The sequence below is a fragment of the Lawsonibacter sp. LCP25S3_E2 genome (assembly GCF_052117285.1).
In the GTDB taxonomy this organism is placed as follows: domain Bacteria; phylum Bacillota; class Clostridia; order Oscillospirales; family Oscillospiraceae; genus Lawsonibacter.
Genome location: NZ_JBQKJL010000009.1, coordinates 137,689 through 155,385 on the forward strand (window position 1 = coordinate 137,689; position 17,697 = coordinate 155,385).

General features: G+C 55.9%; 12 protein-coding genes and 1 pseudogene. All 13 read right to left on the bottom strand.

The window, feature by feature from the left end:
* Window positions 1-412: 412 nt before the first annotated feature.
* Complete coding sequence (locus ACTQ3R_RS09930) at window positions 413-643, bottom strand: S-layer homology domain-containing protein (RefSeq protein WP_340039823.1); 231 nt, start codon at window positions 641-643, stop codon at window positions 413-415.
* Entirely contained in the window at window positions 628-7,368 is a 6,741-nt protein-coding gene (locus ACTQ3R_RS09935) for a YDG domain-containing protein (protein WP_340039824.1), read from the bottom strand. The genes ACTQ3R_RS09930 and ACTQ3R_RS09935 overlap by 16 nt, the downstream gene beginning before the upstream one ends.
* Window positions 7,369-7,561: 193 nt before the next feature.
* The gene (locus ACTQ3R_RS09940; RefSeq protein WP_340039825.1) at window positions 7,562-8,356 is read right to left on the bottom strand and encodes a LytTR family transcriptional regulator DNA-binding domain-containing protein; all 795 of its coding nucleotides are present in this window, start codon (window positions 8,354-8,356) and stop codon (window positions 7,562-7,564) included.
* Between the two features lie 186 nt (window positions 8,357-8,542).
* Window positions 8,543-9,769: an ATP-binding protein gene (locus ACTQ3R_RS09945; protein WP_340039826.1), complete on the bottom strand. Its 1,227-nt coding sequence runs from the start codon at window positions 9,767-9,769 to the stop codon at window positions 8,543-8,545.
* Between the two features lie 184 nt (window positions 9,770-9,953).
* Window positions 9,954-11,054, bottom strand: a complete 1,101-nt coding sequence (locus ACTQ3R_RS09950) for an anthrax toxin lethal factor-related metalloendopeptidase (RefSeq protein WP_340039827.1) — start codon at window positions 11,052-11,054, stop codon at window positions 9,954-9,956.
* A 74-nt stretch (window positions 11,055-11,128) separates the two neighbouring features.
* Window positions 11,129-11,395, bottom strand: a complete 267-nt coding sequence (locus ACTQ3R_RS09955) for a hypothetical protein (protein ID WP_340039828.1) — start codon at window positions 11,393-11,395, stop codon at window positions 11,129-11,131.
* Between the two features lie 29 nt (window positions 11,396-11,424).
* Entirely contained in the window at window positions 11,425-11,631 is a 207-nt protein-coding gene (locus ACTQ3R_RS09960; protein WP_340039829.1) for a hypothetical protein, read from the bottom strand.
* A gap of 566 nt (window positions 11,632-12,197) precedes the next feature.
* A pseudogene (locus tag ACTQ3R_RS09965) lies at window positions 12,198-13,076 on the bottom strand (MSCRAMM family protein); the annotation flags it as partial.
* A 176-nt stretch (window positions 13,077-13,252) separates the two neighbouring features.
* Window positions 13,253-14,374, bottom strand: a complete 1,122-nt coding sequence (locus ACTQ3R_RS09970) for an antirestriction protein ArdA (protein ID WP_195306640.1) — start codon at window positions 14,372-14,374, stop codon at window positions 13,253-13,255.
* Entirely contained in the window at window positions 14,371-15,570 is a 1,200-nt protein-coding gene (locus ACTQ3R_RS09975) for an antirestriction protein ArdA (protein WP_441778972.1), read from the bottom strand. Before ACTQ3R_RS09975 ends, ACTQ3R_RS09970 begins: the two co-directional genes overlap by 4 nt.
* 14 nt (window positions 15,571-15,584) lie before the next feature.
* Window positions 15,585-16,265, bottom strand: a complete 681-nt coding sequence (locus ACTQ3R_RS09980) for a hypothetical protein (protein WP_441778973.1) — start codon at window positions 16,263-16,265, stop codon at window positions 15,585-15,587.
* On the bottom strand, window positions 16,262-16,705 hold the full coding sequence (locus tag ACTQ3R_RS09985; RefSeq protein WP_441778974.1) for a hypothetical protein: 444 nt from the start codon (window positions 16,703-16,705) through the stop codon (window positions 16,262-16,264). Before ACTQ3R_RS09985 ends, ACTQ3R_RS09980 begins: the two co-directional genes overlap by 4 nt.
* 76 nt (window positions 16,706-16,781) lie before the next feature.
* Window positions 16,782-17,456 carry a hypothetical protein gene (locus ACTQ3R_RS09990; protein WP_195306642.1) on the bottom strand — a complete coding sequence of 225 codons (675 nt, stop codon included), beginning with the start codon at window positions 17,454-17,456 and terminating at the stop codon, window positions 16,782-16,784.
* Between the last annotated feature and the right edge of the window lie 241 nt (window positions 17,457-17,697).

Consider the following 17,697-nt stretch of genomic DNA (forward strand, 5'->3'; position numbering starts at 1 on the left):
CCTATCGTCTTCTTTGATTTTGCCAGATGTGAGCACCCGACTCAAGCTGTGCCACAATCGAGGATAGATGGCTTTTTTCAATGCGTGATCAAATTACAACAATGTCCTGTTCAGAACTGCGGATAGGATAGAAAAAGACCGCCTACATTTTCGGTAGACGGTCTGACTGACGGCATGGGATTTTCAAACTTTGCGGCGGGGACTGTCTGCGTCAGAAGATTGTATCCGCCACAAAGTGCGCTGGGATAGCTGCGTAAGCAACGCAAGGGGGTCACTCCCTTGTTCGGAACGGAGTGACGCAAAACAGCCCAGACCTCGGTGGTCTGGGCTGTCATTGCCTCGCGGAGCGCACATACGGGGTTCACCCCGTATCAAAGTGCGCCCTTGTTATCAAGGGGTCTTTTGTGGGTTCTTATTCGTCGCCCAGGCAGCGATAGAGGAACGTCAGGATCTGCCCACACGTGCAAGTTGCATCGGGGCTGAACGTGGTATCGCCGGTGCCCGTGGTGATGCCCTGCTCAACGGCCAACAGCACAGCGTCGTGATAATAGGCGTCAGCGGGAACGTCTACAAAGTGCATTTCCGTGCTCTTGGACTCGGGGCCGTCCTGCTTTCCATATAGCCGATTTACTGATTCAGGCACTTCACAAAGTTCATAAGCATCTGTGCGACCTGCGCGCGGGTGGCGTTGTCCTTGACCCCCAGCAGACCGTTGCCGTAGCCGTTGATGATGCCGTTCTCGTTGGCCCAGCGCATGGCCTCCAGAGCGTAGCCGCTGATTTCATCAGCGTTGGTGTAGCCGTCCAGGCTGTGGCTGCTTGTCGGGCTTCCGGCGTAGCGCCACAACATGGTCGCCAACTGCTCCCGGGTGATGTTTCCGTTGGGGTTGGAGCCGTCGGACACGCCGTTGGCCTTTGCCCACTCCATGCCCTTTTCATACCATACGCTGCCGCCGGAGGTGTACACACCATCAAGTCGGGCAAGGACAGTCATCAGCATAGCGCGGGTCATATGGGAATTGGGGCTGAATGTGGTTTCACTTGTACCGGCAAACATACCGCGGGCCACAACGAAGTCCACAGCGTCCTCTGTCCAGTGGCTGACGGAATGAATGTCCTCGAACACCTTGGCGTTGTCTACGATCTTCACGGTAGCGCTGCCGTCCAGGGTCAGCACCACGCCGGTTTCGGTGACCACGGAGGTCTTGACGATCTCCTCGGTGCCGTCGGCATGGACGATGACAGCCACGGTGCCGGGGGTGACCTGCTCCACGGGGATCTCCACCTTGACCTCCCCGGCGCTCTTGGGCACGGTGACCTCCACAGCGGGAGCCGCTTCGGTGGTCTTAGCGGCGGGAACCTCCACGGGCAGGGTCACAGCCTCGCCGGTCTCGGCGGCTTCCTTCGCGGCGGTGGAGGACACGCTGGACTTGACCTCGGTGATCTCGCCGCTGCTGTCCGTAACAACGGTGCCGGTGGTGCCGTCGGCGGACTTGCTGGTCTCGGTGACGGTTCCGTCCTTCTTGGTTTCCACCACGGTGGTGGAGCCATCGGTGTTTTTGGTGGTCTCGGTCACGGTGCCGGTGGTCTTATCTGTCACGGTCGTGGTGGTGGAGCCGTCCTCGTTCTTCTCCGTGGTGGTCGTGGTGTTAGAGCCGCCGCCAGAAGAACTGGGATTGTTGATGGTCAGGGTACCGGTAGCTGCCACGACCCGATAGTTTGTCTCGCCGTCGAAGACATCGGTATTGGTCCAGGTGATGGTGTAGGTACCCGCCGCCGTTCCGGTGCTGACGGCGGTGGTGCCGTCTTTCTCATAGCAGGTAAAGGCCGGGTCAGCGCTGGGGGTCAGCGTGTCCTCGCCCAGCAAACCGGTGTAGGTCAGCTCAAAGGCGGGGATGGCGCTGCCTCTGGTGATGGTGACATTCTTCGGAGCCGCGGTGACTTCCTTGCGGGCGATGGAGAATGTGGTGTTTTTTTCGACGGGCAGCTGATAATTGCCGTTATCCAAATCTGTCGCCTCGGCGGTGTAGCTGTCGCCCGCGTTGGTCTGTTCGCCGCTGACGGTGATGGTGCAGGCGTCCTCTCCGACCAGCCCGGTGGCGGTGGCGGTGGGTTTCTGCGGCATACCGTTGTAGGTGAGGGTGGTGTTGCTCCAGTCAATGCCGATGGCCTTGGGGAGGATGTCGCCCGTGGCTTCGGTGGGGATGGTCACATCGTAATTGGAAGCATCGGTGCCGGTGATGGACTTGCCTGCTGCGTTCACGGTAACAGGCTTATCATCTCCCACGTTGGCATCGTCGACGAAGGTACCGGTAAGACCCGTGATGGTGATGCTGTCACCGTTGATCAGGCCCTCTGAGGTTGTCACCACGGCGCTGACCGTGGCATCGGTGTCACCGTTGTAGGGCCTGGTGGTCACGGTGACGGTGGCGGTGACGCGCTTGGGGGCGATGGTCCATTGGATGGAGCCGTCACTGCCCTCGTTCCACTTGTGGTTGCCGTCAAGCGTGACCGTGGCGGTGTAGGCGCCCGCGTTGGTGCCGGTGTTGCCGGTAACAGTCATGTAAGAGCTTTCAAAGCCGTCCAGCGTGACCGTCTTCTGGGTGCGGTCATAAGTGTAGGTGCCGGTAACGGTGGGCTCATCCACGCCCAGCGGTTCGATGTTCACGGTGACCATGGGCCGGCGCAGGGCATAGTTTTCCGACTTGTCACCGGTCAGGTCAATAGTGGCATAGGTAACGAGCTTGCCATTGCCTGCATCGGCGTTCGCGATGGTGCCGGTGGTGGGCATGGCGGCCGTGACCCGTCCTTCGTCACCGGCCACAATGCCGGACAGTTCACCGCCGGTCAGGGTAACATTCGTCGTGCCGTCATAGACCCGATCGGTGGCCGTCAGGCCGGTGACGGTCAGAACCTTGGGTACAATGGTAAAATCGTCGTAAACCACATCTTGCTGATAGTTGGCGGTGGCGGCGATGGTGGCCTTCACGGAGTATTTGCCAGCCTCGGTGGGGACGGTTGGCGAATAGGTTTCATCGGAAGCACTCCAGACCTTATACAGGTAGGTGACTTCGCCGTTCTCTGTGTTGCCGGTCACCACAGGGCCTTTGGGTGTATCGCCGTAGGTCCAGCCGTCCAGGGTGACGGAGGCGCCCAGCGCGGCCTTGCTGATGGTGCCTGTGGCTTCAGTGGGGATGGTCACATCGTAGTTCCCGGAGCCGGTACCGGTGATGGACTTGTTAGTCGCATTGACGGTGACGGGGATGTTCGTTCCCACATTGGCATCTTCAAAAGTGCCGGTGAGGCCCTCGATGGTGATGGTATCGCCGGAAACCACGCCAGCGTTTACCGCTGCGGTAACTGTGGCAACGGTGTCGCCATTGTAGGTCTTGTCGGCCACGGTGACGGCGGCGGTGACAGACTTCTTGGTGATGCTGGCGGTGGCGGTGGCCTGCTGGCCGGAATCTGCCAGACGGTACTTGCCTGCATCGTCTCCCGTGAGGGTCAGGCCGATGATGGTGACGGTCTTGTTTGCGCCCACATCCTTATCTTCGAAGGTGCCGGTAGCGTTGACAGTAACCGTGTCGCCGCTGACCACGCCGCTTAGGGTCACACGGCTGAAATCAAGTGTTGCCGTGGTGGTGCCGTCATAAATCTTATCCTTGGCAGTGATGCCGCTGACTATGACGGGAATGATGCCCTGATGACCGCACCAGGTGCAGACATAGTTCTCATACTTGTGCTGTTTGATACCGTTTGAATTGTTGGTGTAGCCCTGACAGGGGGAAGTGGAGGTAGTCGCGTACACCGTGCCGCCGGTGAATTGGGGGGCGGCGTCCGGGATGCCGCTGTCGATATTCTGATACCAGACCAGTGGAGCTTCTGCGGTTCCCACAGAGCGGCTGCCGTTGAGCAGGTAGGCCACCTCGCCGCTGGCGAATTCCCTGGTGGTTTTGCCAAGGACGCTGTCAACGGTACCGCTGTTATCTCCAACTGCATTCCCGGAATAGGCTTCGCTGTTGTGGTAGCAATTACTCACCGTGCCGCTGTTGACACCGCAGACGCCGCCGACAGAGGAGGTGCCGGTGACCGTGCCAATGCTGTAACACCCACTGATCGTACCCTTGTTCTCGCCGCACACGCCGCCGACATAGTAGGAGGTACTGCTGCCGGTGACCGCGCCGGTGTTGGTGCAGCCGATCACCGTTTTGCTGTTGACACCGCACACGCCGCCGACATAGGAGGAGGTGCCGTTGACCGCACCATAGTTGATGCAGCCGCTCACTTCACCGTAGAGGGCATAACCGCAAATGCCGCCGACGTAGCCGCTGCCGTTGACCGCACCATAGTTGATGCAGCCGCTCACCGTACCTTGGAAGGCATAGCCGCAGATACCGCCGACCTTGTTGTTGCCGGTAACTTTGCCTCTGTTGGTGCAGCCGCTCACCGTACCTTGGCTTTGACCGCAGATGCCGCCGATACCCCCGGTGCCGGTGACCGCGCCGCTGTAGGAGCAGCCGCTCACCTCACCGGAGGTATCACCGCATACGCCGCCCACGTAATTATCGCCCTTAAAATAGGAATCCGCAATCGTCAGGTTTTTTATGGTTCCTCCACCTATTATACATCCAAAGAAACCAACATAACTCGTTCTTGCCGCATTCACATACAGTCCGGAAATGGTATGGTGATTGCCGTCAAAGGTACCATCATAGTTTGAGCTGGATTTTCCGATCGGCGTCCACTCCGTAAAAGAGGTATGGGCATCAGAAAGGGTACCGTCAGCATTCAGGACATTGGAGTTCACAGTGATATCGTTCATGAGGATCGCGTTCTTGGTTTTGTCTGTAATCCCAGAAATTGTCCCGTTGATATACTGTGCATACCAGTACAGCTCATCCACATTGGTGATCTGCCACTTATCGTTCGCATAGGTTGGCGTGATCGTGCAGATACTGCAATATCCATTGTGATTGTGGTATTCGGGATTGCCGCCCTGCTTATAGTACACCGCCTTGCCGTCAAAAACAGGAAGCGAATCCGTACCGATGGTCTGTCCCCAGACGCCACCGGGATAGCCTTCCGTTCCCTGATTCAGCCGGTACGCCACCTCGCCGCTGGCAAAGGGAGAGTCAGTCGTAAGAGTCGTTCCGCCAATCGGCGAGGCAGTGCTGTCCGCAAGGGCGTAGCAGTTGGTGATGGTACCGCCGCTGCCCACCGTCGTGCCGCTGCCGCCGGCGGCAAAGCAGTTGGCAATGGTGCCGCTGTTGCTGGAGCACAGGGTCACGCTGCCGGTGCCGGTGGCATAGCAGTTGATGATTTCGCCGCCGCTGTCGTTGGTCGTACACAGCTTGGCGCCACCCGCCGCATAGCTCTTTTGGATGGTGCCGGAGTTGGCGCCGACCAGCACCGTGCTGGCCGCGCCGGAAACATAGCAGTCCGTGACGGTGCCGCCAGCGTTATTGTTGGCACACAGGGTCGCTCCGCTGCCTTCTTCATGGCAGTCCGTGATGGTGCCGGTATTGGTTTGGACCAGCGTGCCGCCGGGCGCGCTGCTGTTCTTGACGGTGCCGCTGTTGTTTGCAATCAGCGTACCGCCGGACGCGCTGCTATCGCTGACGGTGCCGCTGTTGGCGCCGCTGACCAGCATACCGCTGCCGGAAACATGGCAGTCAACGATTTTGCCGCCGCTCGTGGCGCACAGGCTGCCGCTGGTCACCGTGATCCGGGCGATCTCGGCCTCGGAGCCGGTGACGCCGAACAGGCTGCTGTTCGCCGGTATGCCGCTGATGGTCTTTTGACCTTCAGGGTATGAAAATGTGCCGGTGAAGGGATAGGTCTCATTGCCAATGGGAACCCAGTCATTATCTACCTCAATGTCATTACGCACCTGGGCATTGGCGGCGGGATAGCCTTTGTTGACGTAGTCGGCAAACCAGTACAGCTCTTCCTTATTATCGATCAGATACTCGTTGTTGTAGAAATCGGGCACCGAACAATAGGAACAGCTTGCTTCGCCATCGGTATGATTATGGTAGTAGACAGCGCCGTCCTTTTTACCAAGATAGACGATAGCGCCATCGGTGGTGCACTGGGGGAAGTCCTGCGTACCGATGGTCTGTCTCCAACTGGGCGTTGCCTGGTTCTTCGTCAGGCCGTAGGTCACTTCGCCGCTTTTGAACGCATCAATGGTTCTGTATTTCAGGTCGCTGTCGTTTGTACCGTCACTATTCGTATCGGACAACGCGTAGCAGAAGTCAACGTCACCGTCGTTTCCTGTAAATTTGCCATAGGAGTCGCCAACTGTGCCCGCGCTGTAGCAGTTATTGATATTCGCGTTGCTGTACCCGCAGAAGGTACCCACATTACTCGTCCCGCTTACAGTTGCGGTGGTATAGCAGGATTCTATCCTTACGTCGGAAAGGGCTCTTCCGCAAAGGCCGCCAACATTCTGATTGCCGGCAAAGTAGGAATCCACCACGCCCACACGGTAAATGCTGGCGGGGGAATCCACAATACCGAACAAGCCTACATTGCTTGTATTCGAATTGTTGAGGTACAGTCCGGAGATGGTGTGCCCCTGTCCGTCAAATTTGCCCCTAAAATTATGGTCAACCGTTCCAATGGGCGTCCACGCTTCAAAGCTGCCGCTGTTCAGCCCGCCGCTGGCATTGAGCACGTTCTGATTGACGGTGATATCCGCCGTCAGAACGGCACTAATGTCTTGCTGGGTAGTATTGATTTGGTTTGCAAACCAGTACAGGTGGGCTGCGGTGGAAAGCTCGTAGGCATAGACCGTACTACCGCCGATGGTATGATCAGCCTGGGGTGGCTCCGTCATGGAAACCGCCAGCATCGCCACAGGCTCCCCTTCCGGGCCGCCCAGCGCCACGGTCAGCGTCAGGGTGCTGCCGCCGTCGGACAGGGCATAGCCCTCGGGTAAGGTTGTCTCAAAGATGTATTCGCCCTCGTATGCGCCATCTTCAGGGTAGTACGGGCAGAGCCAGTCCCCCAGGGTCAGCTCCTCGCCGCCGGCAAGGATGGACACGGGCATCAGCCCCACGACGTCCTCGAAGTATGCCACATTGTCCTCGCTGGCAAAGGGCAGCAGGACGTTTCCGCTGTCCGGGTCGATGATCTCCCAGTCATCCACCCATTCCCAGTCCGTGAGTACCGTGACGGTATCCTTCCCGGAGCACAGGTCGCAGACAAAGCCGCAGGGCGTTTCACCTTCCACATAGCCGCATTCCGCCGTGTGTTCTGTATGATGCTCACACAGCCCATCACTTTCCGCCGCCAGCGCCGCAGTGGGCAGCAGGCTCAGGCACAGCGCCAGCGCCGTGAGGATGCTGAACAATCGTTTTTTCATAGAGGTTCCTCCTGCTTTTGCAAAAAATTCATATGTAATCATCACAAAAGTATATGCAGTTCCTTTTAAGTTTTCAACCGCCCCTGCGCGAAACGACATTAAAACGGTCCAAAACGACAAAAGCCGCCGCACACCCCGCTGCCGAAGCAAGCAGCCGCGCGCGGCGGTTCGGATATGGGGTTGTCACCTTTCGCTATCTCTCCCGCGTCTTGCCAAAGTAGCGCATCAGCGCTTTGTCGGCGTCGGGGCTGATTTTGGCGTATTCGATCTCCGTAAGATCGAACAGGATGCACCCGCAGTGGCCCTTGAAGGTGGGGAAACAGGTCACCTTCAGATAGGCGTCGATCTCCGGGCTGTAGTCCATGACCTCCAGCGTTTCGCCGTACAGGGTGGCGCGCTCATACAAACGCAACCATTTGGTATTCATGTTGGAAAACAGGCTGCCGAAGGAGCTGCCGATCAGCTTCTCAAGCGGCAGCTTTTCCAGCCTGGCCAGGGCGGGGTTGCCGTAGCGGAAGATCCAGTCCACCGCCCGGCGCTCCTCGTCGAATACCATCTCAATGTCCGTGAAGGCAAAGGGCATGGCGTCAAAGCTGCGGTAATAGGCTCGGTATTCCTCCTCCGTGGCGGGAATGCCGTCCCGGGTGAAGCCGCTGATCAGGCGCTTCTGCGCTTCCTGAAGCTGGGCGATAATCTGCTTTTTCTTCCGGCGGGTGTAGATCAGGGATTCGCCGTTGTTGAGATTGATGTGGTCAGTGATGTCGTGGATGGCCATGGAGGACACCAGACAGCCCCGGTGGACCTTGAGAAAGCCGTCGCCCAGAGCTTCCTCCAGCTCGCTGATCTTCATCCGCGTCTCATATACCTTGCCGCCGGAAACGTGGATCTCGGCGGTCCTTTCGATCATCAGGACATAGAGAATGGTGTTGGCGTTCAGCACCAGCTTTTTCCCGTTGGATACTATCGTGATGTATACTGCTTCCTGCAATGCAAACACCTCTTTTTCCTGCTGCTATTCGCAATTATCGCACGTTTTCTTTGAAATATCAACCGTTCGCGCGCGGACAGGAAAAAGAAATGAGAGTATGCAAAAACACGCCATATCCAGCCGTTGAAGCTGCATATGGCGTATTTTTTCGTGACCGTGAACACTGCCGCTCCGCTTGAGGCTCGGTCAGAGTACGGATACGGGACAATACCAGGACTCCCGATTGTAGGGGATGAGTTCGTCGCTCATGCAGAGGATGAGCCCCGGCTGAACATCCAGCTTGAACTGCTGGAGGACACCGAAGTTTTTATCCGGCTTGGACGGCTCCTTGCTTTTCTTGATCTCGATGGGATACATCTTATCCCCCTCAACGATCAGCAGGTCGATCTCCTTCTTGTCTATGTCGCGGTAGTAGAACAGGTCAGCGGGCTTACCTGCGTTGTAGTAGCTCTTGACGATCTCCGTGACCACATAAGTCTCAAAGAACGCTCCGTCCATCGCACCGTTCTCCAGTGTTTCCGCAGTGGGCCAGCGGCAGAGATAGGCGGCAAGGCCGGTATCCATGAAATACACCTTGGGCGTCTTGACCAGCCGCTTGGTGATGTTGGAGTAGTAAGGCCGCAGGATGAAGATGATCCCTGAGCGCTCCAGGATGGACACCCAGGATTTTGCGGTGGGAGCGGACACGCCGATGGTACTGGCGATCTCGTCGTACTTCAGCTCCTGTCCGGTGCGCGCCGCCATATAGACGAGGAAATCATAGAACTCATTCAGCTTTCCCACCTGAGACAGATCCTTGATATCCCGCTCAATGTAGGTGTTGATGTAGTCCATATAGAAGCGGTCACGGTCGAGGTCGGTGGCGCGCAGCTTTGGCATACCGCCCCGGAAGATGTCCTCATAGACCTCGTGGATATTTTTGCGCTTGCAGTGCTTCAAACGCTCTCGGATGGTTTTCAGGTCGGGGTGGAACAGGTCGGCAGGGCGCTCCTCGATCTCCGCCGTGGACAGGCTCGCCATATCGAAGATGGCGATGCGGCCAGCCAGAGACTCGGCAACATCCTGCATCATTTTGAACTTCTGTGAGCCGGTCAGCCAGAACATTCCGTTGTTGTCCTCACCATCCAGCGCCTTCTGATCAACGATCTTCTTCATCTCCAGCAAGATGGACGGGACCCGCTGGAACTCGTCAATGAGAAGCGGGTAGCCGTAGGTCTCAAAGAACAGCGCAGGATCGGTGGATGCCAGACGGCGGGCGTTTCCATCGTCCAGCGTGACGTAGCGGCGCTCCGGCTCACGGATGTGGTTGAGCATGGTGGATTTGCCCACCTGTCGCTGACCGCAGACCATGACCACCGGGTAGTACTGAGAAGCGTTGCGGATCTGCTCTTCCAAATGTCGCTTAATGTACAATCCAAACACCTCGTCTTAAGAAATCTAAAGTGTGACTTTATTTTACTCGAAGTTGTAATGAAAAGCAAGTGTCAAGAGCAATTTCCTATTTCATGATATCCAACTTATTGAAAAAAGATACCGCAAAACCGATATAAGGACAACAGCCAGCTGCGGATAGAGGCTTTCGTAAACCATGGCTGCTTTATTTCGGCATCGTCCAGTTGTTATCCGCCAGCGCACAGAAATACGCATAGGTCTTTGGCGTTCGCTCTCTCATCAAGGCAGCTTTTTCCTCATTGTCGCGGTTTTGCAGCCAATATGCAAAATAGTCCGCAAAGTATTCCCGGCAGTTGGTCAGGGAGTAGTCCCGCAGGAATATGGCAGCAGCCTGGGCCTCATCTGCGTAAAAGCTCCTGGTCTTGGAAGGGAATCCCACCGCGCCATCGAGGAAATGGCCGAATTCGTGCAATGTGGCTTTGGCATCAGAAACATATATCTTCTTGCCGCTGTAATCCGCCGCGCCGATACAGCTCATTTCAAACCGCTTGCTCAGATCGGCCAGATAGTCAAAATCCACGATGTAGACCCAGCCCATACGCTGAAACTCATAGAGGATCGGCTCCGGGACACGGCGCAGCTCCAGCAGATAGCTGTTCATATTCACACCCTCGCGGTTTTCAATGGGAAACTCGGTGAGCACCGGCGGCTCCTGGATCACAAAGTCCTGGGTCAGGACCGCCTGGAGCAGTGCGGCAGTCTCACCGCGGCTGACGATCTCGTATGATTCCGTCCCGTCGGGACACAGTCCAAGCTCTGCGCCAATTCGGAGACAGTTTTCATAGGGCGTCAGGATCTCGCCGCCCGGATAAAGGGTGTAGTCGTAAACGCTCAGCCCAATGACCGCAAACGCGCTCTGATAGAGCGCTCCCCGGCACATCCGGGTATCCGGCTCCGTGAGGGCTTCCACGGACAGCCATCCGCTGCGATAGCTCTCCGTCAGGCAGTTCTTCCCGAACTCGCCATCAAGGATCTCCAGCGCATCGGTCTTGTCATATGCTCTGCAAAGCATCACAGCCCATTGTCTGGCGGTGATGGGTGAATCAGGAGAATACCGCCCTTCGCCGGTGCCAACGGTGATCCCCCGGCGAGCAATGTACTCCACGCTTTCAAACCAGGGGGAATCCACCGGGACATCGGTGAAGCGGCTTTCCGCTTCAGAGGCGGCAAAAGCGGGGACTGTCAGCGTCAGAGCCAGCACCAGGGCCATCATAAGGGCGCCGATTTTTTTGAAGTGTGAACGCATCAGGTTTTCATTCCTTTCCCAATCGTATCATGTAAGAAAAGGCGGGGCGGCAGAAATGCCGCCCCGCTTGTCCGTCACCACTTGGCGACGATCTTGCCGTAGATCTGTTTCTTTGCGTAGTCATAGCGCTGGATCATGACCATGACCCGCTCTCCGATGGCAAATTCCGAGTCCTCATACTGGAAGGAATAGTTGCACATGACCACTACGCCGTCAGGGAGATTGCAGAAGACGCCGCCGGCATACTTGCCCGCGATAACGGCCTGACGCCGGGAGTCCTCCGGGTGGCGCATCTCAGCGCCGTCAAAGGGGTTGGGTTCCGTTTCCTTGACAGAGACCATCAACATACCTCTACGCCGGTCATATTCCTTTACGATGCAGTCCAGCTCCTGTCCTCTCTGGTACTCCGTCCGCAGGTCGGGGATCGCCGCATATAGACGGTATCCTTTCCTGTGATCTTGCGGTTCCAGTTTTCGATGAGGGTTTCGTCCATCTCCTCGATACTGGAAAAGGGGCGGTTGCATAGGCGGATGCAGTTTTCGTGACCGAGATGCAGGTCAGAGGTAAAGAAGATCATGGGGTTTCACCCTCCTTCTTCATCCTGGGAACTGGGATTGGCTGCCATCGGCAGTATTTTGCAAGTTCATCCTGACGCTCCCGAGGCAGGTTCATAAAATCGACAATGCTCTCTCCCGGAAACCTGTCGTGGCAGTAGGCGGGAAAGACTCCCTCCGGCACGATGCCGATGGACTCCGCTCCGGTCAGGCGGGCCTTCAGTTCCTCTGCGTTTCGGATGCATACGGGAACGCCTGCCCGATAAAGCGCCAGGAAGAAACGGACCGCCTCAATCGTCCGGGTCTCCGCAAGACCGGCCACCACCAGATAGTAGCCATGCGCATCTTGGTGTACGATGCAGTCGATGTGGGTGCTGTTGCCGCCCCGGCATACCTCCCAGGGGTGACCGGTGCGGGGACGCTCCTTCAGCCACCGTGCAAAAGCTTCGGGGGAATCTCCGTCCAGCTTGGACAGTCCCTCGTCCCGCCCATCGGCGTGGAGAGCGTACTGCTCTTTTTCCGATTTCTCCGTTCCAGTGTATCCCATGGCCCGATATCGTCGTACTCCATCTTTTTGGATGCTCGGTCGGCGATGATCTGCTGTATTGTCTCCGATCAAAGTACCATCCGCATACATGACCTTAAACTCGGCGTCCTGGAGAGTCACGCTGGGATTGACAGAACAAACCTTGCGAATCAGCAGGTTGCCATCCGGCATATTCTTAAACCGGACAGTGACTACCGACTGTTCTCCGCTGTCGGCCAGATAGACGGTTTCCGAAGACTGGATGATGCTGTAGCCGTCCGCAGGGTCCACTTCCTCCAGAATATAGGTGCCGGGTTTGAGGCTGGTCCAAATAGCGGTGCCGTTTTTCCCGGTCACCTTCTGGCCAATAATCGTTCCACCGGTGCCAGATGTCCCGCCAAGGTAGCGCAGCTGGAACGTGCAGCCCGGAAGGGCCTCACCAGTGACGCTGTCGTATTTCTCGACGATGATGGCGTTAAGGGGAGTGTTCTGGAAGGTAACGGTTTTCTTTTCTCCGCCATGGAGAATGATCTTCTGAGTTGTGGGCTCTACCATCTGGAACCCAGGAGCAGGCTCTACCTCAGTGATGGTGTATTCGCCGGGATACAGCCGCTTTCCCTGCTCGTGGAGTCGGATCTCGCCGTTAGAATCCGTCAGGAACTCGCCAAAATCAATGGTGGCAGGTGCGTCAGCGGCCTCACCATTGCTGGTATAGGTTACATGGAATCGCGCTCCCTCCACGGGGGCACCAGCAACGCTATCCTCCTTGTAGATGGTGAGTTCAGGGCTTTTGCTGTTCTTGAAAACAAGCTTCTTTTCATCCCCTGCATTCAGAGAGATCGTCTGTACCCGATCTGCGTCTTTATCGGGGAGGAAGTAGGGGGCCGGTACGGACAATTCAGTGACACGGTAAGTACCAGGTGCCACACGGAGGGTAAGAGAAGTGAAAATAGCCTACAACAGCAGCTCCCAGTACGGCCAGCAAAGCCACCGAGATCATGAGTTTCTTTTTCATTTGCATTCCTCCTAATCCATCAGGTGATGCTGTTCAGTATTCTTTACTTTAAGCAACATATAAGCCATCAGTTATACCAAGAGAAAATTGACTGCCCGAGTCATTATGAAAGGTATTCCATCTCTAACGTATGTGTTTCCTCAGAAAAAGGGCTGCTGCATCGGCGGATCAGGCCGAACTCGGTTCGCCGGACTCCTTCCTCTGCCATAATGTCCTCGCCCAGCTTCTCAAAATCCATATACCCGTCGATGGTATCGATTAGCTCGTCATCAGCGCCAATGCGCCGAAGGACGGTTTGGCCATATTCATAGGTGTCCTCCGTGATACGCTCATAGTCGTCCAGATTCATGGCATATCGAAGAGCATCCCGCATGGTTTCCGGCTGCTCCACAGAAAGAACCGACAGGTATTTCATCAGCTCGCTGTCTTCAAGCTGCATCCCCTCGATTGCCCAAGCCAATTCGTTTGCATCTTCCACGCATACTCCCGTGGTGGGAATATACTCGTTCAAATTGGGAACAGCAAAAGAAACCTTGGTTATTGCGGCCTCTGCAAAACAATCGATCCCCAGCAACTTTTTTACTCGCTCCAATTCCTCCTTCAATGCCGGAAGCGATACACTCGCCTGCGCTTGGGAGGAGGAGAGGTCAAGCCGGATCTTTGCCGCCTTCTCTCTGACGGGTTCGGCATCCTGCTTGAGAAGCACATAGCCAGCATGGGTGTACGCACCACCATGCTCGGCATAGTACTCCGCACCGATTTTCGCGAAGTCCAGGTAGGGCCAGGCCGCTTCGGGGAACCTGGGATCGCCCTGAATCTGGCCGGCAACAGCGACATACCGGCCAAGCGTCACATCCGAATTGACATTAGGGATGAGAATGTAGTCCGATACCTGTTCCGCCACACGGATCATATCGTTCAGATCATTGATGCTGTTGCCATCCAAGGCGCCGGCATAGATGCTCCGTTCACGAGAGTCCATTTTGGCAATGATGCTCGAAAGCAGATTCAGCTGTGCAAGCTGCGTTCTGGAATCAGGGTCGAGTCCGCCGAGATATGACGGCAGGTTGGCAATCACACTTTTGATCTCAACGATCTCTGTTTTTCCTGTTCTGTTAGCTTGTTCAAGCTGGCTGTACGCTTCTGTCATAGCGCCATGAGATGCGGGCAAATTGAGCGGGACAATGACAGAACTCCCGCTGCGGCTCATAAAGAGTTGGATCATGTCATCCCTCCCATCTGAAAGTCCTGCTCCCGCTGATAGGACTCTGCCGGGTCGTCTGCCATCAGTTCCTCCAGACTTACTGTACCGACATAGGCGATGTAGCCGCGGTCGGTAAACACGCCCGACTGATAGCCCATGTGTTGCAGGCCATACCGCTCGTAGTCATAAAACTCGTCCAGATTGGGGTCATACTCAAAATGGCCGGATCTCTGAATCATGTATTTCCCATATTCCTCGGGGGTGTGGGCGCCGGGGGCGAATTCAAACAGATCCAGGTTTTCCGCCAAGCGGCGGATCTGGCTGGCGCATTCCGGTTTAGCCATACTTACTGCTGCTCCCAGCTTTCTGCGGTCGTCACACGAGAGTTTATCTGCGACCAGCGCCAGCTCATTGAGCTCGTAGATGTTGTCGCACCGGAAGTCCAGTGCTACATCCACTTCCTCCGGGAATGAACTGTCTGCCATAAAAAGGCGCATATCCTTTGGGTCAGCAATGCTGGAACGCTGCATGGCGCGCTCAATTTGTCCTTTTGAGGCAGGGAGATAGATCCAGGTCACATTCCTGCTGTTCTCCGGCTCCCACCGGGAGGATATCCCGACAACGGTCATATCGGCCTCATAGTGATAGCAGGGCAGGTGCTTCCCATCATAGAGCTGTGAAAGCTGCATGCCGTTGTCATAGACCACTCCGTAGCGGGTGATAGTCCCCTCATTGTCCTCAATCAACAGGACAGCGGTTTCCACTCCGTCCAGCTGTTCCAGTTCTTCCATGCTGGCACACCCGCCATGGATGTTCATGTAGTGATCACGGCCAACCTCTTTCAAATTTGTGAAGTCCGTGATCACCGTCGCCTGCTGGCAGCAGAAGGTCAGGTTGATGAGATCCTTCATGCTGGTGAGATGCAGTTTTTCAACCATCGCCTGAAATTGCGAAAACTCGCCCACAGTAAAGCTGTCCAGCCGCTTGGCCAGATAGTCCAGCTCGTCCAGGTTGACCTTGGTGCTCACCAGCCGATTCAGCACGGGCCATGCGCTGTCGAGGGAGTCCACCCGGCAGTCAGCTTCAGAGGCATCGCCGATCTCCAGTGCCTCCAACAGCGCAACGCAGTGGTCGTATTGATTTCTGGGAATGGGAAGAGGAATCGTCGCAACACCGTATTCCGGGTGGTCGGCGTTGCTCAGAACTGCTTCCATCATCACATTGCATCACCTTACTTTCCTTCAAAATTCAAAATCGCATCTCCGTACTTGGCCAGAAGCAGAGTGCAGACAATCAGGTGGAACGCCTCATCTGTGACCAATTCGGGGGATGCGAGATCGGCAAGAGTGATATTGTGGCTGCCGGTGGAGATGGCTTTGGCCGCCTGGTAAACACTGTACAGTTCCGGCTGGATGCCGGAAAGCTGGACGGACTGGAAGTCAAATCCGCGGGCATCAAACTTCCAGATCATCCTGCGCCAGATATCCTCATACGCCGTGAGGAGAAACAACGCGGCCAGATTACGGCCTGACATTCGATAGTAGCGCTCGCGCCAGTGCTGCCAGCGCTCACGATGGCACTCATTCAGAAAAAAGCTGATGGAGCAGCAAGTGAAATTCCTCTCTAAGCGGGCCAGAAGCTGTACCCCCGCTTCAGGGAAGAAGCAATCCCTGACGAACTCATTGAGATTCAGTGCGCCGGCCGCGATCCGTTCATCCAGGCAAATGCACAGTTTCAGCGGACAAGGCTGATTGCGCCTGAAGTTTATACAGTATGGGCACTCCGTGTCCTCGCTGCTGTATTGGAAACCGGGAGAATACCGGCCGTGACCTCTGGCCTTGAAATTGGGCGGGGTCATCATCTGCTGTTCCAGCTGGCACAGCGGCGTATCTCGCATGAAATAGTGTGTCATAAGGTCATGTTCATCCCTTCCTGCTTGATTTCGCCATTGTCTTCTCTGATATCCGCATTCTCCTCCATGTCGTTCTTCTGACCGAGGACAAGGTATTCGCCCGGATAAAGTTCCATTTCGTAAAGCACGCTGCCATCACTGCTTCTGCGGTCAAGGACCTTGATGGTCGTGCCCTCAAATAAATAGTTGGATGCCTTTTCGAAATCAGAGCGGAATCCCTTCCCGTAATTACAGGTCGAATATTGATGAGTTGGCTGATCCTTGACCACGGAATAGTAAGCGTTGGTCTGAACCTCAGTCACCACCCGTACAAGCCCGACCAGGGCAGGGTGCTTGCTATGGCTGGTTGCCACCAACTCTGTCCCGGGGCGGATACAGCGTTTCAACTCAGCCAGATTTTTGATGCGCAGCGGCACTTTTTGTTCGTTCTTTTGCTCCAATCTTCAATCCTCCTGTCTGGTTTGAGGCAATAAAAAAGCGCCGGAGTCTTATTTCCAAAACTCCGGCGCCTGAATATTACAAGATCGGTTCTTGGTTGTAGGGTTCCATGGGGTGCTGCTCCTGCTCTCTTATGCGCTCCAGAGTATCGGGAGCTGCAATGGCAATCTGCTCCTGAACACTCCGGATGCACTTTTCCTGCTCGGCAGTCAAGTCAAAACCAGCGTCCAAGGTGTCAGAGCAGCACCGGTAGATTTCAACAAGCTGCTCCTGATTGAAAATTTGCTGTTTGGAAATGAGGCCAGCGCGGATGGCGAAGTCCTGCTTGGCACCTACATAGTTTTCCTGAAAGTAATTGCCCTGGTTGAGACCTGTGCGGTCGAAGCTCCAGCCCCATGTGACGAATTGGACGCCAAGCCGGGTGGGATGGGCAGCCAGCACGGCTCCGTTGAAGTCAGCCAGCAGGCGGTAGTCACCGGTCAGGCTTTGGGCTTGCAGGGGCGGAGCCTGTTCCAGCAGCGTCATGTACTCACGCACGGTACAGGCCAGATCGGTGGCTCGCTCACAGGCTCGTTCCCGTTCCGGCGTCGCTACATCCTCCTGCCAGTAGCGAACGCCTCCGTCCGCTGTAATCCGGCAGAGGGGGAGACCATCCCACTCCACAGGAAGCAATTCGTCCTGCTCAGGCTGGGAGGTGAAACCCTCCCGCGTGAGCGCAATATGTAGTTCTTCAAAATACTGTTTTCGATCCAAGTTAATTTCCTCCTGTGCGTAATGCCCTTTGGGCTCTCATTTTGATTTTATCTGAAAAGAAAAAAGGCCGTCACCTTAAAAAAGTGACGGCCAAGATGTGTGGAATAGAAAAGTGGTTTGTACTACATTTTGACATTAAGGTCAAAAGGGAGGTTTTGAAGTTAGCGCAGCTAATGTTAGGCCTGTTTTGCTGCTCCAAAACAATATCATACCAATAAAAATTGCCTGCCGGCCCTCTATA